The sequence below is a fragment of the Murimonas intestini genome (assembly GCF_024622195.1).
GTDB lineage: Bacteria > Bacillota > Clostridia > Lachnospirales > Lachnospiraceae > Murimonas > Murimonas intestini.
Genome location: NZ_JANKBI010000006.1, coordinates 207,084 through 229,212, shown reverse-complemented (window position 1 = coordinate 229,212; position 22,129 = coordinate 207,084). Strand labels below are relative to the sequence as shown.

Annotated in this window: 20 protein-coding genes; 18 read left to right on the top strand and 2 right to left on the bottom strand. The window is 41.4% G+C overall.

Annotation, left to right across the window (positions count from 1 at the left end; translation table 11 throughout):
• Positions 1–17: 17 nt before the first annotated feature.
• The 5 genes from NSB28_RS11855 to NSB28_RS11835 all read left to right on the top strand — a co-directional run bounded on the left by NSB28_RS11855 (position 18) and on the right by NSB28_RS11835 (position 8,684).
• Positions 18–1,286: an AAA family ATPase gene (locus NSB28_RS11855; protein WP_109627598.1), complete on the top strand. Its 1,269-nt coding sequence runs from the start codon at positions 18–20 to the stop codon at positions 1,284–1,286.
• Positions 1,287–1,543: 257 nt separating this feature from the next.
• Positions 1,544–4,090: a BREX-1 system phosphatase PglZ type A gene (gene pglZ, locus NSB28_RS11850; protein WP_109627595.1), complete on the top strand. Its 2,547-nt coding sequence runs from the start codon at positions 1,544–1,546 to the stop codon at positions 4,088–4,090.
• Between the two features lie 74 nt (positions 4,091–4,164).
• Entirely contained in the window at positions 4,165–5,883 is a 1,719-nt protein-coding gene (locus NSB28_RS11845) for an RNA-binding domain-containing protein (RefSeq protein WP_109627593.1), read from the top strand.
• 143 nt (positions 5,884–6,026) lie between these two features.
• Complete coding sequence (brxL, locus tag NSB28_RS11840) at positions 6,027–8,099, top strand: protease Lon-related BREX system protein BrxL (protein WP_330665370.1); 2,073 nt, start codon at positions 6,027–6,029, stop codon at positions 8,097–8,099.
• A 255-nt stretch (positions 8,100–8,354) separates the two neighbouring features.
• Complete coding sequence (locus tag NSB28_RS11835; protein WP_257497726.1) at positions 8,355–8,684, top strand: hypothetical protein; 330 nt, start codon at positions 8,355–8,357, stop codon at positions 8,682–8,684.
• Between the two features lie 38 nt (positions 8,685–8,722).
• On the opposite strand, the gene NSB28_RS11830 is transcribed toward NSB28_RS11835, so the two are convergent.
• Together NSB28_RS11830 and NSB28_RS11825 are read right to left on the bottom strand one after the other, a co-directional pair.
• Positions 8,723–9,367, bottom strand: a complete 645-nt coding sequence (locus NSB28_RS11830; RefSeq protein WP_257497727.1) for a GNAT family N-acetyltransferase — start codon at positions 9,365–9,367, stop codon at positions 8,723–8,725.
• Between the two features lie 16 nt (positions 9,368–9,383).
• Entirely contained in the window at positions 9,384–10,286 is a 903-nt protein-coding gene (locus NSB28_RS11825) for an MATE family efflux transporter (protein WP_109627585.1), read from the bottom strand.
• Positions 10,287–10,428: 142 nt separating this feature from the next.
• Between NSB28_RS11825 and NSB28_RS11820 the strand changes: the two genes are divergently transcribed.
• The 13 genes from NSB28_RS11820 to NSB28_RS11755 all read left to right on the top strand — a co-directional run bounded on the left by NSB28_RS11820 (position 10,429) and on the right by NSB28_RS11755 (position 22,108).
• On the top strand, positions 10,429–11,283 hold the full coding sequence (locus NSB28_RS11820) for a MerR family DNA-binding transcriptional regulator (RefSeq protein ID WP_109627583.1): 855 nt from the start codon (positions 10,429–10,431) through the stop codon (positions 11,281–11,283).
• A complete protein-coding gene (locus NSB28_RS25230) occupies positions 11,267–11,887 on the top strand; it encodes a DUF1905 domain-containing protein (RefSeq protein ID WP_330581431.1) in 621 nt (206 codons plus the stop codon). The genes NSB28_RS11820 and NSB28_RS25230 overlap by 17 nt, the downstream gene beginning before the upstream one ends.
• An 82-nt stretch (positions 11,888–11,969) precedes the next feature.
• Complete coding sequence (locus tag NSB28_RS11805) at positions 11,970–12,368, top strand: DUF5655 domain-containing protein (RefSeq protein ID WP_257497728.1); 399 nt, start codon at positions 11,970–11,972, stop codon at positions 12,366–12,368.
• 59 nt (positions 12,369–12,427) lie between these two features.
• Complete coding sequence (locus NSB28_RS11800; protein ID WP_109627582.1) at positions 12,428–12,790, top strand: DUF2200 domain-containing protein; 363 nt, start codon at positions 12,428–12,430, stop codon at positions 12,788–12,790.
• A gap of 45 nt (positions 12,791–12,835) precedes the next feature.
• Positions 12,836–13,303: a GNAT family N-acetyltransferase gene (locus NSB28_RS11795; protein WP_109747155.1), complete on the top strand. Its 468-nt coding sequence runs from the start codon at positions 12,836–12,838 to the stop codon at positions 13,301–13,303.
• A 324-nt stretch (positions 13,304–13,627) separates the two neighbouring features.
• The gene (locus NSB28_RS11790; RefSeq protein WP_109627579.1) at positions 13,628–13,924 is read left to right on the top strand and encodes an ArsR/SmtB family transcription factor; all 297 of its coding nucleotides are present in this window, start codon (positions 13,628–13,630) and stop codon (positions 13,922–13,924) included.
• Positions 13,921–14,919, top strand: coding sequence for a permease (locus tag NSB28_RS11785; RefSeq protein WP_109627576.1), 999 nt, complete (start codon positions 13,921–13,923; stop codon positions 14,917–14,919). The genes NSB28_RS11790 and NSB28_RS11785 overlap by 4 nt, the downstream gene beginning before the upstream one ends.
• Positions 14,920–14,937: 18 nt before the next feature.
• On the top strand, positions 14,938–15,291 hold the full coding sequence (locus NSB28_RS11780) for a thioredoxin family protein (RefSeq protein WP_109627574.1): 354 nt from the start codon (positions 14,938–14,940) through the stop codon (positions 15,289–15,291).
• 6 nt (positions 15,292–15,297) lie between these two features.
• Complete coding sequence (locus NSB28_RS11775; protein ID WP_109627571.1) at positions 15,298–15,705, top strand: arsenate reductase ArsC; 408 nt, start codon at positions 15,298–15,300, stop codon at positions 15,703–15,705.
• Between the two features lie 293 nt (positions 15,706–15,998).
• A complete protein-coding gene (locus tag NSB28_RS11770) occupies positions 15,999–16,802 on the top strand; it encodes a thioredoxin domain-containing protein (protein ID WP_109627568.1) in 804 nt (267 codons plus the stop codon).
• Positions 16,753–18,477, top strand: a complete 1,725-nt coding sequence (locus tag NSB28_RS11765; RefSeq protein WP_109627565.1) for a sensor histidine kinase — start codon at positions 16,753–16,755, stop codon at positions 18,475–18,477. Before NSB28_RS11770 ends, NSB28_RS11765 begins: the two co-directional genes overlap by 50 nt.
• 18 nt (positions 18,478–18,495) lie before the next feature.
• Positions 18,496–19,986, top strand: a complete 1,491-nt coding sequence (locus NSB28_RS11760; RefSeq protein WP_109627562.1) for a response regulator transcription factor — start codon at positions 18,496–18,498, stop codon at positions 19,984–19,986.
• 106 nt (positions 19,987–20,092) lie between these two features.
• Positions 20,093–22,108, top strand: coding sequence for an ABC transporter substrate-binding protein (locus tag NSB28_RS11755; protein ID WP_109627560.1), 2,016 nt, complete (start codon positions 20,093–20,095; stop codon positions 22,106–22,108).
• The last annotated feature ends 21 nt before the right edge of the window (positions 22,109–22,129 follow it).

Sequence of the window (22,129 nt, the reverse complement as noted above, 5' to 3'; positions counted from 1 at the left end):
ATGGAGGTGACAGATAATTGAAATTAAAAAATATCAAGATTTCCAATTACAGATGTTTCAAAGAGGCTGAGATTGATTTTGATGATTATATCACATTGGTAGTTGGTAAGAATGGAGCAGGAAAGACTGCAATATTGGATGCAGTGGCTGTCTCAGTCAGTACATTTCTATTGGGGATAGATGGTGGTGTTAGTAGAAGTATTTTAAAGGATGATGCCAGATATGAGTTCCATGATTTAAACGGAACGATTGATCCGCAGCACCAGTTTCCAGTAAGTATTGAGAGTATTGGTGATTGCCTGGCTCAGCGAAATGTTAAATGGATTCGTTCTTTGAACTCTGAAAGTGGCAAGACTACTATCAAAGATGCAGGTGAATTGACAGCTCTTGCGAAGAAAGCACAGAATCAGATCATGACAGGAGATAAGTCACTGGTGCTTCCGCTGATATCGTACTACGGAACTGGACGTTTATATGCACAGAAGAAAGAAAAGAGAAATCTGAAATCTTTAACGGAGTTTAAACGTCAGGTCGGCTACGTGGATTGTGTGGCAGCCGAGTCAAATGAAAAGTTGATGCTAAACTGGTTCCAGATGCAGACACTAAAAAGTCTTCAGGAACAGCAGAAGACAGGCATACTGGAAAGACCATTACTTTTGAAAACAGTCGAAAAAGCAATCTGCAGAAGCTTTGAGAGAATCAGCGGTGCACGAAATGCCACCCTTTTCTTTGATCTTGATACCCATAGACGGGTACTGGAATTTGAAACTGCGAATGGCGATGCACAGAAATTTGCAATGGATGAGATGAGCGAAGGATATAAGAATACTCTCAGTATGATCGGTGACATTGCCTATCGTATGGCAGTATTAAATTCTACGCTGGGAGATCAGGTGCTGGAAAAAACACCTGGTGTTGTGCTGATTGATGAAATTGATTTACATTTGCATCCGCAGTGGCAGCAGACGATTCTGAGTGACCTTCATGCAATTTTTCCGGAGCTCCAGTTTATTGTCAGCTCCCACGCTCCGGCAGTTATCAACTCTGTTAGAAGAGAGCAGATTCGAATTCTGGATCATGGAGAAATCTACATGCCGGTGGCACAGACCTATGGAAGAGATGTAAATTCCATCTTACGGGAGGTTATGAAAGTATCGGAGCGTCCGGCTGATATCAAGCAGCGTATGGATTTATTCTATGCGTATATGGATGAAAATAAATACAAAGAAGCAGATAAGGTTTTGATGGAGATAGAAGCGATTGTCGGAACAACAGATCCGGATTGAACTTGAATTGCCAGGCACTTTCGTTACCACAGACAAGGAAAAATGTTTTGATGGCAGAGAAAAATAGAATCATGAGAAAGTGCAAAGGTAAATCACAAGATGCATTTATGCGTGAGCTGGAACGCACTTATGCAAATCTTGTACAGGAAAGAAATTTGACACCGTATTGTGGAATTATCATTTCCTGGCTTGAGAGCAAATTGAAGATATCATAAACTGTGCGGAGATTAGGCACAAATAAACTTGAAGGTGAAAAGATGGATTTACAAAATATACAAGAGCAGTTGAATTCTGAATTTTCCAAGGAAGAGACTCGTATTATATTCTGGTTTGATGATAAAGGGGAATACGAAGACGAGGTATCTGAATTGCAACTGGACAATGCAAAATTACATATTCTGGATGGTACGAACTGGTTTTATTCCAAATGGTTATTAAATGAATCAGATACAGAGAACAAGTATCTTGTATACGCACCATTTCCTAAACCTGGTGATGCGGAGAATCCATTGGCAGATATGTATTATTACTCTGTTCCGTACTACACGGACCGGGTATCCCAGATGTCACAGGAAATTGGAATTGATAACCGATTTAAAGAACATCTGGCACAGTACAGTAACTTCTGGAAGAATAAGAATCGTATTGAGAAGTTTAAAGAACTCGGCATAGACCATTTCAATGTGGAAACCATTGATATTGGTCTTATTGCCGTGCTTACAGATGTAAAGACTCCGAATTTTGAAGAGATTACCAGACAGTTATTACTGCATGACAACGAAGCATACATGAAGGCGTTAGAGGATAATGGACTTTTAGAAAAGTTCTGGGAATTATGTGAGAAGTGTTTTGGATACCAGTCTGCAAATCCGAACATAGATGATCTGGCAGCATGTATGCTTTTGACATATGCATCGGTAGCGTTAAAAGATACGGTACCAGCTGTTTTAAAATCATATATATTGAAAAAGAAGAATGATGTAGTCGTATTTGTCCGGAATTTGATGGACAATGTACTTTATCAGAATGCTTATGACGTATTATCAGAAAAAGTGGACAAGACGTTACGGGTAGTGAGCAGAATACGGGATGAATTGAAAAAGGATGCGGACAAATCAAAAGATCAGTCAGCACAGCTTCTGGATATTGCAAATTGTGATGCTTTCAGAGAACTGGATCATATTTTAATTGACTGGGCGTTGGATCAGCTGAACGACGAGATCCTGGATGCTCAGATTGATGGCATGAACCTTGCACAGATTACAGAACAGCGAACTGCAAAGTCCTGCCATTTTGGAAACGTATACAAGAATGAATATCAGGCAATCAAATATGCCTATCAGATGATGAAAGCGGTATCTGTTCTGGAAGTAACCAGTGATATCAAGGCTATAGTAGATGATTATCAGAAACAGACATATTTGATTGATTCTTATTATAGATGGTTTTATAGTGCTTATGACTGCATAGAAGATACAGAGAGATTTTCTAAGGTAAGAGAACGCATTGAGAATATGTATTCCTTCACTTATCTGCAGAAAGTAACCCCGAAGTGGAATCAGGAATTGACGGATAATTTGATAGTAGATACCGGATTAAAACGTCAGGAAGATTTCTATCGCAATTATCTGAAGTCATACGAAGGAAACAAACGTGTAATCGTCATCATTTCTGATGCTTTTCGGTATGAATGTGCAAAAGAATTGATGGAACGATTGGAACTGGATGAAAAGTGTACGCCGAAATTAGAGTGTATGATCAGTGGACTGCCTTCGGTAACATCAGTGGGAATGGCAAGCCTTCTGCCACATAAGGAATTACAGGTAGATGATAAATTGAATATCACAGTAGATGGACAGAGCTGTGGTGATCTGGCCTCCAGAGATAAGATTTTAAAAGCGCAGAATGAAAACAATGTAGCTTTGGCATTTGACGATTTAATTGACGCAAATCAAGATAGACTTCGTGAACTACTGCAGGGAAAAAATATTGTATACATTTATCATAACCAGGTAGACGCTCGTGGAGATAAGGCAGCCAGTGAGAATGAAGTTTTTAAAGCCTGTGAGGAAGCAATAGATGAAATCCATCGCTTGATACATAGATTAACAATGTATTTATCAGCGCCGAAATTCTTTATTACAGCAGATCATGGCTTCTTGTATAAGAGAGACAAGCTACATGAATTTGACAAAGTATCATATGACCGTGAAATCTGTGTATATTCCAACAAACGGTTCCTGCTTACAACACGGAAAGTAAACGAACCGGGAATGAAGTCCAGATTGATGGCATATATGAATAATTTATATGTGACCACACCGATTGGAGCAGATATTTTTAAGGTAGCCGGTGGAGGACAGAACTATGTGCATGGAGGTTCATCACTTCAAGAGATGCTGATTCCGGTAATTGAACTGACAACGAATACTAGAGCGGTTGCTTACGATTATGTAGATGTGATTCCGACTTCTGTGAATCGAAAGGTGACCAACCTGATTACTTACTTTGATTTTATTCAGACAGAGAAAGTAACAGATACTATGAAGGCAAGAAGTTTGGTGGCATACTTTGCGACAGAAGATGGAGAAAAGATATCTTTTGATGTACCGATCGTGGCGAATAGTCGTGAAGATGCACCGGAGAAGAGAACATTCCATGAGAAGTTTACATTGAAGTCCAGAGAATACAAGTATGGTGATAAGTATTATCTGGTGCTGGCAGATGCAAATGATGAGAAGAATATTTTGCAACAGTATGAATTTATGATTGATATTGCGTTCGTGTATGATTTTGGGTTTTAGAAATGTATTAGAAAAATATTTTGTGAACAAAGAAACAGCAAAACAGTATGAAGTGTTGGAGAGGTGATGTAAAAATGGATTTATGGATGGAAGATAAGCCTAGCAATTCAGAACTCTGCACGATCCTTGAAAAATTGATCAAAAGTTGGGAAATGGAAGTAGTTGAATTTAAAGAGGCAGGAAAGGACTATGATAAAAATAAAATAGGACAATATTTTTCTGCAATAAGCAACGAATCAAATTTAAAAGGATTGCAGCATGGATGGCTGGTTTTCGGAGTAAGAAATAAGGATAAGGCTATTGTTGGTTCTGATTATAGAAATAACAAGGGCTTGGATACTCTGAAGCAGGAAATATCAGTAGGAACTACAGGTGGAATATCTTTTATAGAAATTTATGAAGTATTTCCTGTGGTAGATGGTGAAAAGAAACGTGTAATTATGTTTCAGATTCCAGCAGCAACAACGGCAACACCGACAGGGTGGAATGACCATTTTTATGGACGCAATGGAGAATCTTTGGGAGCATTATCTGTAGAAGAACTTGATCGAATTCGTGGGCAGGAAAAGAAAGACTGGTCGAAGCAGATTGTTCCAGAAGCAGAAATAGAACATCTGGATACCAATGCTATTAATCTTGCACGAGAAAATTATAAAAAAAAGATGAATAAATCGTACATCAGCGAAGAAGTGGATCGAATGACAAATGAACAGTTTCTGACCAAATTGAAGCTGATGCTCAATGGTAAAATAACAAATGCGGCAATGTTGTTACTGGGAAATGAAGATTATGATTATTTGTTTAAAACTGTTCCTGAAGCATCATGGAGAGTGTACGATTCAAAAAATGAAGTGAGTGATTACGAAATCTTTAAAATTCCGTATATTACTTTAAGTGAGCGACTGTTTGGAAAGATTAGAAACCTTACTTACAGATATATGCCGAACCAGTTAACACTATTTCCAACAGAAACAAAACAGTATGATATGTGGCTTCTTCGAGAGCTTTTAAATAACTGTATTGCTCATTCGGAATATACGTATGGTGGAAGAATATATCTAAATGAATTTGAAGATAAGATTATCCTTACCAATCCAGGATCTTTTTTGCCGGGAAAAATTGAGCCAGTATTGAATCCGGGATATAATCCACCGTTTTATAGAAATCAGTTGTTGGCAGAGACAATGGTGAAACTGAATATGATCGATTCACAGTCTACAGGAATAAGAAGAGTATTTCGGATTCAAAAAGAAAGATACTTTCCGCTCCCAGATTATGATTTATCGAATAGGCAACAGGTAAGAGTTTGCATATATGGAAAAATTCTTGATGAAAATTATTCGCAGATATTATTTAAAAATCCTGACTTCGATTTGGAAACGGTATTTTTGATCGACTGCGTACAAAAGGGTATTAAAATCGATAAAGCAGCTGTGAAATACTTGAGAAAGCTAAAGGTTATAGAAGGAAAAGTACCTAATATTTTTCTATCAGCTTCTATATCAGAAACAATCGGTGAAAAGAGCCAGTATGTAAAGAATAAAGCATTCGATGATCAATACTATAGAGACTTAATTGTGCGATATCTTAAACAATACAAAAAAGCAAAGAAAAAAGATATAAGGGCACTACTTTGGGATAAATTGCCAGAAGTAATGGAAGATAAGCAGAAAGAAGATAAGATACGAAATTTGCTTGCCACTATGCGAAGAAAAGGGATTATTACCACAGATTCCCAAAATCAGCAGAGGTCATCTTGGATTTTGGTGGAACAGGTTAAACAAGAAAAATAATATTTACACAAGAATTTACACAAGAAATCATTGAAAAGAATAAAAAAGCCCTCAAAATCGAGGTTTTTGCTTGTGTAAATCAGAATTTAGAGAGCATTTACACAAGCGTTTTACACAAGATTTGTGAGGAGAAAAGTATATTTATGGACGATTTGCATATGGAAAATACAACAGAAGACAAACGAGAAGAAATAAAGCAAAAGCTCCGTCAATACTATGACGGTCGTATTGTAAGGAAGGATTTAACGAAATCCATCCGTGAAGGAGCCAATGTTCCAGTCTATGTACTGGAATATCTCCTTGGACAGTACTGTAATTCTGATGATGATGAGATCATTGAAGAGGGAGTAGAAAACGTAAAGCGTATTTTGAGAGAAAACTATGTGCGTCCGGATGAGGCACAAAAGATTCTCTCTCTTTTGCGTGAAAGAGGCAGTTATACAGTGATTGACCGAATTACGGTTGTGCTGAATACAAAGGAAGACCGTTATGAAGCGACATTCTCAAACCTTGGCGTGAAGGGGATTCCAATTCATCCGGATTATGTGAAAGATTATGACAGACTGCTCTGTGGAGGTATTTGGTGTATTCTGCAGATGGAGTATGAGTTTATTGAAGAAGATAAGAAGAATACTCAGCCAATCCGTATCCGTAAGCTGACACCAATCCAGATGCCGCATGTGGATATGGATGAAGTGAGAAATGGAAGAAAAGCATTTACAAAAGCTGAATGGATGGATATCCTGCTTCGTTCGACTGGTTTGGAGCCTGAAAGTTTCAGTGAGAGAGCAAAATGGCTTTTAATTGCACGTATGATCCCGCTTGTAGAGAATAATTTTAACCTTTGTGAATTGGGACCACGTTCTACCGGTAAATCCTACATATATGAGCAGATTTCTCCGAACAGCATTCTGGTAGCTGGAGGACAGACAACGGTTGCTAATCTTTTTTATAATATGTCCAATCATACGGTAGGTCTTGTAGGTATGTGGGACTGTGTGGCTTTTGATGAGGTTGCAGGTATTAAGTTCAAAGATAAAGACGGTATTCAGATTATGAAAGGATACATGGCATCTGGAGCATTTTCGCGAGGAAAGGCAGAGATTCAGGCAAAGGCTTCTATGGTGTTCGTAGGAAATATCAACCAGAGTGTAGATACCCTTTTGAAGACTTCCAGCTTATTTGCTCCATTCCCACCAGAAATGGGAACGGATACTGCATTTCTGGATCGTATGCATTGTTATATTCCGGGCTGGGAGATTCCAAAATACAGACCGGATTCTTTTACTAATGATTATGGATTTATTACAGATTATCTTTCAGAGTTCATGCGAGAGCTGCGTAAAGACAGCTACAGTGACCTGATGGACAAGTATTTCCGCCTTGGAAATAACCTGAACCAGCGAGATACTATTGCAGTTCGTAAGATGATTTCTGGATTTACGAAGCTGTTATATCCAGACGGAGAAGTAACAAAAGAAGAATTACGTGAGATTGTAGAGATTTCTCTGGAGCTTCGCCGCAGAGTAAAAGAGCAGTTAAAAAAGATCGGTGGTATGGAGTTCTATGATGTAAATTTCTCTTATACAGATAATGACAGCTTTGAAGAGCATTACGTTTCAGTTCCAGAGCAGGGCGGTGGAAAGCTGATTCCAGAGGGAATGGGAAAACCAGGATCTGTTTATACTGTTTCCAAATCAAAGACAGGAATGATCGGATGTTATGTGCTGGAAACACAGATGATGCCTGGCAATGGAAAACTGACGTGTACTGGTATTGGATCAGGAAAAGAGCCGAAGGAAGCAACGAATACTGCATTTAATTATTTGAAAGCCAATGGAAATCGTATATCTGGACAGATCAGTACTACAACAAAGGATTATATTATCAACTATCAGGATATGCAGGGCATAGGAATGACAGGAAATCTGGCATTGCCGACACTGATTGCAATCTGTTCAGCAGCTCTTGAAAAGACACCACTAAACAGCCTTGCAATTCTTGGAGAGATCAGCATCGGTGGGACTTTGATTAAGGTGGATGAGCTGGCAAGTACCCTGCAGGTATGTCTGGACAGTGGAGCGAAGAAAGTTTTACTTCCGATTACTTCCGCAGGAGATCTGGGAACTGTACCATCGGATCTGGTTGGTGCATTTAGCTTAATTTTCTATTCTTCTGCAGAAGAAGCAGTATTTAAAGCACTTGGTGTGGAATAAGACTTGAGCACAGTACAAAAGCAGATAAGAAGGTGACGAGTTATTTTTGAACAGGATTTTGAAGAGTTGCTGTGGCAACACCAGGCATCTCTGGACGATAGAAAGAAATTTACTGTATTGGTAAAAGACTTATTTCCAGACCAGGCGAAGAATGTCAACTTACTGCTGATGGCATATAACATGGGAATCGCACAGGATATCCAGAGCGCATCACATATCAATAACACCTTTGCTTTTCGATATGTGAAGCAGCTCATGGATGATTTTGGTATGAGCCGTGTCAATGCTGACTGGATTGTATCGGTGTGGTGTTCCTGCTATGGAGGAAAAGTATTGGGAAAAGCCTACGATATTCAATTTCCGTTCAGAAGCAAGGAAGTGGACCGGCGATACAGGGAGAACAGTCATATTCGGGCAAATCTTATGGGGATCTTTTTCCATATGAGAAAAGCCGCAGGGGAAAAGGTCTTGCAGTCACTGGATTCCGTGGAGATAAGAATAAGACCATTATTTTTCAGAATAGATCAGGGAATACTCCAGTGGTTGAGATTGCAGATGGCAGCTTCAGTAATTCACCAATTATGAATCCTGGCTCTGTTTTTATAATTTTTCTCTGGTAAATCTCATTGCAAATTTTCACCTTGTTTGTATTGGTATAGAAAAAGTGTTATTTGGTCATCACCATTCAGTGCTATTTTGGTAGAATCCAGGCGTTCAAATCCCTGATGTTCATAGAACCCATAGTTACACAGGGTGTCTGTCTGGACGTAAAACGCATTTTCATTACCGTGTACCGCATATGAAATAAAGCCATCAACAAGAGCTTTTCCGACACCAAGACCCTGTGCCTCTTTTCCGACAATCAGCAGCTCAATGTGTCCTGTAAAAATCTTTTTTTGTGCTCCTATCATCTCCTGTTCTGTCTTAGATATTTTCAACGCATTTTTTAATTGCTGTCTCATCTGTCTGGTTGAGTGGAAAAGCAGCGAGACACTGCTCTTGACCAACTGCCATAATACGGAAAATCTGTTAAACAGTATTTTTTGACTGTCATCTTTACCCAGCAAAATCCCCACAACTTTTCCGTCAAGTATCGCTGCTTTGCCATATGAAATATCAAGCAGACTGGATTGAAGATAAATATTCAGAGAATCCTCCAATCCCTGCGCAGTGCCACAAAATTGATTTAAATCCCATACTTCATCGATCAGTTTTTTTATCGAATTATAATCTTCCTGGCAGATTTCCCGATATGTTATTTTTCCCATTCTAATGTCCTCCCTGTTAATACCCATATCTTTTTCTGTATCGGAAAAAGCATATGAGCGAAACTATGGTTCCTAAAAATTCTGCAGCAGGTGTTGCAAGCCAGACCCCATTGATCTGTAATATTTCCGGCAGCAGCAGAATTGCCCCCAGTGAAAATAAAAAGGTGCGGCAAAATGCAATTATTCCAGACACAATGCCATTTAAAAGCAGCGCAAATGTAAATAAAAAATTTCCATGCACTGCTATTTCGTAAACTGCGGTTCCCGTTTCTGCAAAAATTCTAATCAAATTTTCTCCAAATGTCCATGCACTCAAGGCAGAAAGGCCAGATACCAGTGCTATGAAAATAAGATTTACTTTCGTAAGTTTTTTTAATTTAACTGTGTCACGCTGACCGTAGTTGTAGCTAATGACAGGGGCCACTCCATAAATGTAACCGATATACAAAGCAGTCATTACGCTGAAAACATAGTAGATAACCGTATAGGCGGCAACACCGTTTTCTCCTGCATAACGAAGCAGCGCACGGTTCATAAAAAGCGCAGTGATGCCGGAAACAAGCGTGGTGGCCATTTCGCTCATTCCGTTTGTTGCAGAGTCGATCAGAGTCTTGATCCTGAATACCGGTTTTACAAAATGCAAAAGCCGGCTTTTTTTCATAAAGTAAATGATGCAGACCACGGTTGGTATCAGGCTGCTGAATCCGGTAGCAACTGCTGCACCTTTGACACCCCATCCGGCAACTGCCACAAAAAGATAATCAAGTCCGATATTTACAAGCCCCGCTGAAAGTGAAACGCCAAATGCCAGCACAGGGCTGTTTGCCGCGACAACATAAGTCTGGAGATTACTCATCAGCAGTGTTGGGATTGCAAACAAGACACGTATTCTAAATGCCTTTATTTTTTCCATGTCCATTATCAGTCCTCCCTGTCTGGCTTTACTTGTCCTGTGTTTTCGTTTATAATACCACTATAGACTCTTGACTTACTCAAGAGTCAAGGGGAAAGTGATATTATTACCAAGTGAAATTATTAAAATTCTGCGAAAGGAAATTGTGATGGGAAAGCTGTTAAGGATTGGACAGGTTTGCAAACTTTATGGAATATCACTTGATACATTGCGGTATTATGATAAAATCGGGCTTTTGAAACCTCTCGTCACTGAACCGAATGGTTATCGGTATTATTCTTTTGAACAGCTTGATATACTGGAGATGATTTTAGCAGGACGCTCTCTTGATATCCCTCTGGAGAATTTGCAAAAACGACTGGTTTCCGGGAAAATCGATGATTATATGCTCCTTGTGGAGGAACAGCAGGCAGCGATAGTGGAGCGAAAGAAGGCATTGGAGCAGCTTGAAAAACGCTCCCGCCAGATGGCGGATTTGCTCACGGAAATCACGCTGCATAAAAATGATAATAAGCTGCAGAATATCCAATATGAAACCCTGGATAAAGAAATCTGCCAGATTTCGGTTGAGGGGTTTCCGCCAACGGGATTTGACTGGAACAATGTGGGGAGTTTTCTGCAGATGGAACAATGGAGCTTTTATCAGAGCGATTCAAAAGGGATTGTTGCAGAACCGCCTCAGAAGGCGGGAATTTCCTGTCAAAATAAGGAGTATGCCAGGAAAATGGTCTCTAATTCCGGCAGCACGAAAATAGTGAAGGTAACAGGGACATATGGAAAAATCAAATTCTGGGGCAAAAACAAAGAACTGCATACTTATCTGAATAAAATTTGCAGGAACCTTAAGCTGCGGGATGCCCAATTACTTGTAAAATATATTTTTGCATTAGCACATGAGGATTTAGACAATGAGTATTTTGTAGAGATTTATTTTCTACTTAAGGAAGTGGAAGATAGTAAACGAAATCTTGAGAAGGAGAGAGAAAATGAAGAAAGTTCTTGAATTTGACGCAGTTCTGATTAAAAATCAGGATATGGATGCTGCATATGTAGAGGTGCCTTACGATATAAAAGTGATGTTCGGAAAATCACGGCTGCCGGTACATGCAACTTTTGACGGTGAGCCTTATGACGGACAGGTGGTGAAGATGGGCACGCCATGTCATATCATTGGTGTCCGGAAGGATATCCGCGCGAAGATTGGCAAACAGCCGGGAGACAAGGTGCATGTTACCCTGGAGGAGCGGGAAAAGCCAAAGCCGGCGTTTTCTACTGTAGATGAATATATTGCAAGCTACAGCGGTGATGTGCGGCAGCGTATGGAAATGTTACGGCAGATTATTTTAGAGTGTTCGCCGGATATTACCGAGAAGATTTCCTGGGGGATGGCTACCTTTGTGCTTAACGGTAATCTTGTCCATTTTTCAGGGGAAAAGAGACATTTGGGTTTTCATCCGTCTCCAAGCGCAATTGAAGCATTTAAGGACCGGTTTGCGGACTATAAGTATTCAAAAGGCACTCTGCAGCTGCCATATGATAAACCCATGCCATATGAATTGCTTCGTCAGATGGTCATGTTCAGGGTTCAGGAACAAACGAAGAAATAAAGCAGGGAGTGGAAAGAGATTCTTGTATTTTAATCATTTGATATTTGTGGTATATTGAAGGAAATAGAAAAGGTGATTGGAGATGAGGATGCAGATGCAGATGGATGAGAGAATATTGTTATTCTTTGAAAAAAACATGGATGCTCTGCCTTTGTATGAACAGCTTGAACAGCGTATTTTATCTGAAATAGGGGAAGTCTGTATTAAAGTACAGAAAACGCAGATATCATTTTCAAATAAATATATGTTTTCGTGTGTTTCTTTTGCACGGGTGAGGAAGAAAAAGGATTGTCCCAGTTCCTATATTGTTGTGTCATTTGGTTTGGGGCATAAGGTTGAATCGCCGAGGATTGATGTGTCTGCGGAACCTTATCCTAACCGATGGACACACCATATCCTTATTTCAGAGCCGGATGAAGTTGACGATGAACTTATGGGGTGGATAAAAGAAGCAGCTATTTTTTCTGCGGGGAAGCGTTAGGATGTTTCACTGGCGGGACAGCTTTTACAGAAAGTCAGATTGATTTGGAGGCAGCATCAATGAGCAACGATAAAGTGTATCAGATGAGTTTTTCAAAGATATATCCCCTTCTTGTGAATAAAGCCGTAAAAAAGGGGCGTTTAAAAGAGGAAGTAGATGAGATTATCCGGTGGCTTACAGGATACAGCCAGGAGGAATTGGAAAAAATATGTGAAGAGCCGATGAACTATGCGGATTTCTTTCGCAATGCACCAAAGCTGAATCCGGACAGGACGTTGATAAAGGGAACCGTCTGCGGTGTAAGAGTGGAGGAGATTGAAGAACCGCTTATGCGGGAAATCCGTTATCTTGATAAATTGATTGACGAACTTGCCAGGGGAAAAACGATGGATAAAATTCTCAGAAAGCAGGGAGCTGTATAGAGGAGGGCTTGCAAGACGGGATGGACCAGCATAAGGAGTATGAAGATGATTGAACTTAGAAAAATGAGCATGGATGATTTATCCATATTTAAAAAGTGGCTGTATGAACCACATGTAGCAAAGTGGTATGAGCATCCAGCGGACTGGATTTATGAAATAGAAAAGCAGGACAGTGAATATAACTGGATACATCATTTTATTGTGGAACACGAAGGAAGGCCCATTGGATTTTGTCAGTATTATGCCTGCAAAGACAGTGATGAACTATGGGAAGGCTATACAGAACTGGGTGGTTCCTACAGTATAGATTATATGATTGGAGAAAATGATTATATCCACAAAGGATATGGCAGGCAGATTGTGCTGGATCTAGTGAAAAAAATCACTCTTCACAGTGATGCTAAAAGAATTGTTGTACAGCCGGATGAGGACAATAAAGCCTCCTGCGGCGTATTGCTGTCCTGTGGTTTTGTGCTGGACACGGAGAAGAATATTTATGTGAAAGAAGTCTGAGCGCGGCGTGAAATTGTTTATAAGCTGATTATGTGAAACATCTCTTTGGATGTGTGCGTGTTAATCTGTGATTATATCAAGCCACGGAACTGATAAAAATTGAATAATGCTTTCCATAGGCACTTGTCAGAAATGGCGGGTGCCTTTTTCTGTACATAGTAGAGTCAGGAAAGTTTTTTTATTGCGGAATATCCAGATGAAGTTCTTGTGGAGATATTTTCGGTGTCCAAAAGATGGTGGTTTATGAAATGAAAATCATATTGACAATCATCTATGTATCACATATAATGACACATAGACAAATATCTATGTGAGGTGAATACTATGAATACAATGGATGTAGCATTGATATGTAAGGCGCTTGGGGATACGAACCGCCTGCAGATTGTTCAGATGCTTTCGGATGGAGAAAAATGCGGCTGCAAGCTGCTGGAGAAATTTGAGATTACCCAGCCTACACTTTCCCATCATATGAAGATTCTCTGTGAATGCGGACTTGTGGAGACAAGGAAGGAGGGGAAGTGGTCCCATTATTCCCTGCATTGTGAAACGCTTTTGGCATTTAAACAGTTTATTGAGGGACTGTCCTGCTGTAAAGGGAAAGGAGGAGACGGACAATGATATGGGATTTTATCCAGAATGAAGTGCTTGGCATGCAGTGGCTGAATTTTCTGATTGGGAATCTGCTTTCCTCTTTGGGGATGGATGTGGACTCACGTCTGGGTGGAAGCGTGCATTTTTTTATTTATGATGTGATGAAGATTACCGTGCTTTTGTGTCTTTTGATTCTTATGATATCTTATATCCAGAGTTATTTCCCTCCGGAGCGGAGCAAAAAGATTATGGGGCGGTTCCATGGCATTTGGGCAAATATGATTGCGGCTCTTTTGGGGACGGTAACGCCATTCTGTTCCTGCTCTTCCATTCCGCTGTTTATCGGCTTTACCAGCGCGGGACTGCCCCTGGGAGTGACGTTTTCGTTTCTGATTTCTTCACCGATGGTGGATCTGGGAAGCCTTGTTCTGTTGATGAGTATTTTCGGGACTAAGATTGCGGCGGCCTATGTGGTTGTCGGTCTTGTGATTGCGGTGATCGGAGGCACGTTGATTGAAAAGCTGCATATGGAGCCTTATGTGGAGGAGTTTATCCGCAATGCAAGTGCGGTGGATATTGAGTCCCCCACACTGTCCCAGAGGGAACGGTGGGTTTATGCAAAGGACCAGGTGGTCTCTACCTTTAAGAAGGTGTTCCCCTATATCCTGGTGGGTGTGGGAATCGGCGCATTGATCCACAACTGGATTCCGAAGAGCTGGGTGGAGGCTGTGCTGGGAAGCAATAACCCATTTGGGGTGGTTCTTGCAACCGTGCTTGGGGTTCCCATGTATGCAGATATTTTCGGGACGATCCCGGTTGCCGAGGCCCTGCTTTATAAGGGGGCGCAGCTTGGCACGATCCTGGCGTTTATGATGGCTGTCACGACGCTGTCCCTTCCGTCTATGATCATGCTGCGCAAGGCGGTGAAACCGAAGCTGCTGGCGCTGTTTATTGCCATATGTACGTTTGGGATTATTTTGGTAGGGTACCTGTTTAATATTTTTCATTTTTTACTTATTTAGCACAGGGAGGAAAGGAATATGGGTTTATTTGGTAAGAAAAAACAGGAAGTAGAGGGGAATGGATGCTGCTGTGGCGGAAATTGTAATGCGGATACCATGGCAGAAGCAGAGAAAGCAAAGACAGCGGGCTGCAGCGTGAAGGTGCTGGGTTCGGGATGTGCGAAGTGCAATGAACTGGAGGCCGCAGCGTTGGAAGCGCTTAAAGAGCTGGGGATGGACACGGAGATCGAGCATGTCACGGATTTTACGCAGATTGCGGCTTATGGCGTTATGACGACTCCTGCGCTGGTTGTGGATGGCAGGGTAGTTGCTTATGGGAAAGTCTTGAAGAAGGATGAAGTGGTGAAATTATTGAAGAAGGCGAGAGGGTAGGGCGTTATGGATAAATGTAAGGTGGCTTTTATCTGCGTCCATAATTCCTGCCGCAGCCAGATGGCGGAAGCATTGGGGAAACACCTGGCTTCGGATGTATTTGAAAGCTATTCTGCCGGAACGGAAACGAAACCGCAGATCAACCAGGATGCTGTGAGGATTATGCAACAGCTTTACGGGATTGACATGGAACAGACGCAGTATCCAAAGCTGCTTTCCGATATTCCGCCTGTAGATGTGGCAGTGACAATGGGATGTAATGTGCAGTGCCCATGCCTTCCATGCAGGCATCGTGAAGACTGGGGGCTGGATGATCCAACCGGGAAAACGGATGAGGTATTTATTGAAACTGCGCGTGCAATTGAACGGAAGATGAAGGAACTAAGAAGTTTGATATATGATGGTTTGATATAGTTGGATTTGAAATGTGGGGCACTTGTCAGAAATGGCAGGTGTCTTTTTCTATAAATTCAGGGAGCCAGTGATAGCTCTTTTTTTCGTGGCAGAGTGGCGGTGGGAGCGTGGCATCAGGGCTTTTTTTAAATAAAACCCAATGATTTTTAAAGATTTCATGAAAATTTTAAATAAAATCATACGGGTTATTGTTATTATAAAATTGTAGTTGTTCAGTACCTTTATGGTCACATGCAATAAGCCATTTAAAATTACTTTTGGTAATGGCTTTTATAGAAGAGGTGGGGGATGAAATGAAAAGGAAGAAAATAGTAATTGCAGGAATCACAGGAATTGCAGCTATTGTATTATTGACAGCGGCTGTCTTTATCTTTGCAGGAGTAAATAAACAGAGGAAAGTTGAGGCAGTAGCTTTTATCTATGATTCCTGCGGCGGCTGCTCTTCAAATGGGGTACCCTGTAAGGCATGCAAAACAGAGGAAGAATTTTATCGGAAATATCAAAACCTTTTAAAAGAAAATAATCTGACCGAAAGTGTAAATCTGACTGTATATAATACTTTTTTTACTAAATACCAGGATTTGTATCAGAGCTATAAAGAGGAGTATCAAATTACAAGTACGATACAGCCGATTATGTTTATTGACGAGACCATTCTGACGGGAACGGAGGAGATCAGCGCCTTTTTTCTGTCAGAAGTTCAGAGGGACAGGACGGGCCTGCACTCGCCGGGATATCTGGGTCTTGAAGTTGCTGAGCCAGTCTACCAGGAGAAGACACTTGATAAAATGGTATATTTCTATATGGTGCAGTGCCCGGACTGTGTTGAAATGAAGGAATATTTTGACAAGATAAAAAGTCAGATTGATGATTTTGACAATTATTTTTTGAAATATGATGTGCTTGCCGGGGAGAATAAGGAACTGATGAAGGCATATTGGCAGGCATATGGGAAGACGGACGGCCTGGAAGTTCCCGCGCTGTTTGTTAATGGAAAATGCCTTGTAAATGTTGATGAGATAAAAGAATATATGGAGGCAAATATCGTTGGAAAAGAATTCACCATTCAGACAAAAGCTTTTGTTCAGGAAAAATAAGAACAGATTATCGGTGAAGATTATTCTTCTATTTACGGTGGTGACTGTGATTGTACTCATTATACAGCTGATCTTTGCGCGGTATTTAAGTGACAATATTGTTGTGAAAAATACGGATACTCTCTTTGAACAGACAGTGTATCAGATTTCAAAGCGTGTAGACCTGCGTCTCCAGCAGTGTAATGATGCGGTACAGGAGCTTAAGGGAGACTATGCGATCAAGCAGAATCTGGAAAGGATACGGGAGGCTCCGGACTATTACCGTATAGGGAAAAGTGCAATAATGCAAAGTATATTGAAAAACCAGAATCTGGACCTGATTGATAATATATACATATTTATGAAGGACCAGCCGCCGATCAATTGCTTTTACAGCAGAGCCCTGGAGGATATTCCCGAGTATTATCTTTCTTATGTAAATGGTTATAATACATTATTAGGGAATTCTATTCGCTGGGAAGTGACCGGGATTTTTCCGGAACAGCTAAGTGCAGTTACTTATCTCACGGATGGGGATATCGTTCTGGGAACACTTGTTATGGTACTAAAACAGGAAGTAGTCGGTGATATTTTTGATAAAGAAGTAAGCGATGGAAGTAAAATTTACCTGTTAAATTCCTCAAATCAGATAATGTATTCAAACGAGCATGATACTGTCAGTAAATATATTTATCAATATTATGGGGTGGATGAGTTAAAGATAAGATTTCCCATCGAATTTCAGAATTGGGGGATCTCAGCTAAATTGTCGGATCAATTACTGGCTGACAATATAAAAGAACTTTACGTTTATTTTGGGATTATTGCTGTCTTTACATTGGCTATCCTGCTGATCCTGCCGATCAGTCTTATATTCAGCATTTTTAAACCTATGAACAAACTTCTGAAGGGTATGGAGTATGTACAGAGGGGCGATTTGAATTTTGTGATAGATAATAATGTAAATAACGAGTTTAAGATCCTGATTGACAACTTCAATAATATGATACGGAAGATCAGGGAATTGCTTCACACTACTGTAGAACAGCAGAAGCTGTACCGCCGTTCGGAGATGGCGGCTCTGAAATCGAAGCTGAATCCGCATTTTCTGTATAATACACTGGACATGATCCACTGGATGCTTATTATTGAGGATCAGATGGAGATAGGAGATGTGGTTGTTACGCTTGCTGAAATTCTGCGTTATTCTGCTTCTCAGTCTGATGAGCTTGTGACATTGGGTGAAGATATCAGTCAGCTAGAAAAGTATCTTGGAATCCAGGCGATGCGGTTCGAAAATAAACTCTCTTATAAGATCCTGGTTGACCAGGAGGTATATGAATGCCAGGTCCCCAAGCTTCTGATCCAGCCTGTGGTAGAGAATGCAATTAAATATGCGTTTACGGGGAAGAGTGGGACAGGAGAAATTGTGATCACTGCCAAAATGGCGGGAGATATGGTCAAAATGGAGATCATTGATAATGGTGTTGGGATGGATAAAGACAAGCTGGCACGGTTAAGGGCAAAGTTAGATGAGATCACACCCCAGACAGGACTGGGCATCCAGCTGGTGTCCCAGCGCCTGAAGGATGCCTATCCGGATAAAACAAAAATATGGATAGAAAGCGCTGAAAAGGAGGGAACACAGATTACAATATTGCTGCCGTATGTAACTGCAGAACACGAAGAAGTATAAGGTAAGGAGGGGGCTTTTATGTTAAGAATAGTATTGGTGGATGATGAGAATACAGCGTTAAAGGGGATCTGTTATATCCTGAAAAAATTTTGTCCCCAGTATCAGGTAGTGGGTGCTTTTGAAGACGGATGGGAAGCGCTGGACTGCATTCAAAAGAATGAGGTGGATGTAGTTATTACAGATATGAAGATGGATACTATCCAGGGAATTGATCTGATTGACAAGTTAAAAGAGATGAAGCCGGAAATCCGTGTAGTTGCTCTGAGCGCTTATTCTGACTTTGAATATGTGCGGCTGGCCATGAAGCGGGGAGCTTCGGATTATCTGCTGAAGCCCTGCCGCCATCAGGACATAGTAAATTTGCTTCAACACTTTGAAAAAGAGATAAATGCCAGAAAATCGCAGCAGCTAAAGGAAGAAATGCTGCAGGAAATTTCTGCAGTTTTGACTGGAGAAAAGGAGAAATGTGAGTGTTTTTTAGAAGATAACGTCAAGGCGGTTCTCTTTCAGCCCCGGAATGAAAATGACAGGGAGCCGGTTGCAGGAAGAATTGCAGAACTGCTGTCTGAGCAGGAGGATGTAGAATGCTTTGCATTAAACCTGCCGGAGGGCAGTGTGTTTCTGTTGTCTTCACTGGGATCCCTGGAAGGAAGTCTGCCGCTATATCAAAAGTTATTTCAGGATATGGCACATAAAGGCCATTGCCTGTCAGCCGGAATATGTTTTAAGGCCCAGGGGAGCTTTGGATTAAGAGTTTCCTATGAGAGGACCCGGCTGATAACAGGCTATCTGAAATTTAATGGGATTTGCAGGCTGCTGGATTGGGAAAAATATCAGGTGTATCTGCAGCGTCTGCAGGATTTTCATCTGTACCATTATTTTTCCATAGAACAGATCGTGCAGATGATCCGTAAATCAGAGGATCAGGACCTGCTCAAAATGCTGGAAAAGTCATTTCGCCGTGTATCTTCAGATGTGAAGGCTCTGGATCCTGTCAGGATCCGGCAGGAGAGTCTGGAGATACTGGTAGGGATCAAGCGCCGTCTGCAGGAAGACCAGATCCTGAAATCAGATGCGGACCTGGGGATCATGCATCTGATCGACCGGGCAGAAACGCGCCGTCAGTGGGAGGATGCTGTGAAAAGCTGTCTGTTTGAGCTTTATGCCGCCTGTGAAAATGGACATGACCGCCCGAAGTTTATATTGGAAGCGCTCAACTATATCGAGGCAAATTATATGAATGATATCAACGTGCAGGAGGTTGCAGATGCGGTATTTCTCAACATCTGGTATTTCAGTGCCCAATTCAAAAAATATACAGGACAGAATATGACAAAGTACCTGAATCAAGTCCGTATCAAGCATGCAAAAGAGCTGTTGAAGGATAAGAACCTGAAAGTATATCAGGTAGCGGAGATGGTCGGTTTCCAGGACGCCACTTATTTCAGTACGGTATTTAAAGCAATTGAGAAAAAAACACCTAAAAAGTACCAACAGGATTCACAATGATTTTAAAGGTTTTATAGAATTATCTAAAAAAAAGAAAAAACAGTTTTGTTATAATAAAAGAGGAAAGGATACAAGTAGAAAGGCATTCAAAAAGGAGGAGGTTTACATGAAAGGTAAGTTTAAATCAATTATGGCGGCAGGACTGGCGGTTGCCATGGCAATGACTGCGGCGTGCGGAAAAGATACTGCACCGCCGTCACAGCCAGAAGTTTCCGAAACAGTGTCAGAAGCAAATGCAAAGACAACAAACGCAGAGAAAACAATTGTTAAGGAAGCAAAGACAGACGGAGATGATGCCAATGTGGAAATGACGGATGTGGGGACTCCGAGAAATGAAACACTGATCGTGGATATTCTGAACGGCAATTCACCTGATCCTATGCAAATGAATCCGTATCTGCCGGGCTGTGTAGCGCTTGACTCCGGCCTGCATCAGCTCGTATTTGTCCATCTTTGGGAAATCAATTCTGTGAAGGGTGCACAGGAGCCGGCTCTTGCAGCCGATATGCCGGAAGATATAAGCGGCGGAAAGTATACAAAATTCCGTTTCCATATCCGGGAAGGCGTAAAATGGTCGGACGGCGTTGACCTTACAGCGGAGGATGTGGAATTTACAGCTGATATGATAATGAATACACCGGAATTTTCCTATAATGCATATTTTACCTCTCTGGTGAAGAGCATGAAGGCAGTAGATAAATACACGATTGAAATTGAACTGAATAACCCGGAAACAAGGCTGGTTGACCGCCTGGGTGCCGGCTATACAAGCAGTTTTAAAGTCGTACCGAAACATATCTGGGAAAAGGAAGATCCCAAAACCTTTAAAAATTCTGACTGCATTGGTGCAGGCCCCTATGTGCTCACAAAAAGAGATGAGCAGCAGGGCAACTGGTACCTGTTTGAAAAACGGGATGACTGGCAGAATACAGATGTGGGAATTAAGGTGGGAGAACCCGGACCGAAGTATATGCTGTTTAAATTCTTTGGAACAGAGGAAAAGCGTGTGATGGCGGCAGTGAACAATGAGATCGACATTTTACAGGACATCTCACCGGAAAGCTGGGAAATTCTGCGTAAGAAGAATGAAAACTTTAAGGCATGGTACGATGAATTCCCGTATGCGGATATGGATGACGCCTGTGCGAGAGGTATCTCCTTTAACTGTGAAAAAGAGCCGTACAACAACGAAGATGTGCGTTGGGCACTGACACTTGCTACAGATATCAAGGCGGTTTCCATGGCGACTTTTTCCGGAATGCTGAGGGTTACACCGATCAGCGCGCCTCCTGTATCTGTAGTCCAGGATACATACCAGAAACCGATGTTAAGCTGGCTTAAGGAATTTGAATTAAAAGACGGATATAAACCATTTGACGATACATACGCGTCTTCAATGGTTGAAATGCTCAAACAGCAGGGAATCGAAGGCCTGCCTTCAGATGAAGAGGAAATGGTCAATACGTTTGGTGTTGGCTGGTGGAAATATGATGTGGAAGAGGCAGGCAAACTGCTTACAGATAATGGATTTACTCAGAAGGACGGCAAGTGGTATCTGCCTGATGGTACCCTCTGGACAATTGTTTTAAATGCCCCGGCAGATTTTGAGATTGAATCTATGCGGCTTGCATTTGCTGTTGCAGATTCATGGAAAAAATTCGGGATCGATGTTCAGGTGAAACAGCTCGACTCTGCTACTTTCTGGAATGCGGAATCAACAGGTGATTTTGAAGCCGGCGCCTACTGGCCTGCCTGCGGCAATACGCCGGATATGGTGGAAGGCCTGGCTGGCTGGAACCAGAAATATTATAAACCTACAGGAGAGATCGCGTTTAACAACGCGGGCGGATGCCGCTATAAGAATGAGGAGATATCAGAGATCCTGGACAGTCTGGAATCAGTGCCCCCATCTGACCCGAAAGTGATCGAGGGCGCGACAGATGTGTACAAGCTGCTTGTCCAGGGAAGGCCTTTTATCCCCATGTTCGGAACTTCGAAATTTGTTCCTGTAAACACAACCTACTGGCAGGGGTTCCAGTCCTCTACGAATTATTTTGAAGGCCCCTGGTGGTGGTGGTCACAATTTAAGTACTACACACCTCATTTTCAGCCCGCTGAATAATTACAAAAATATAAAAGAGGT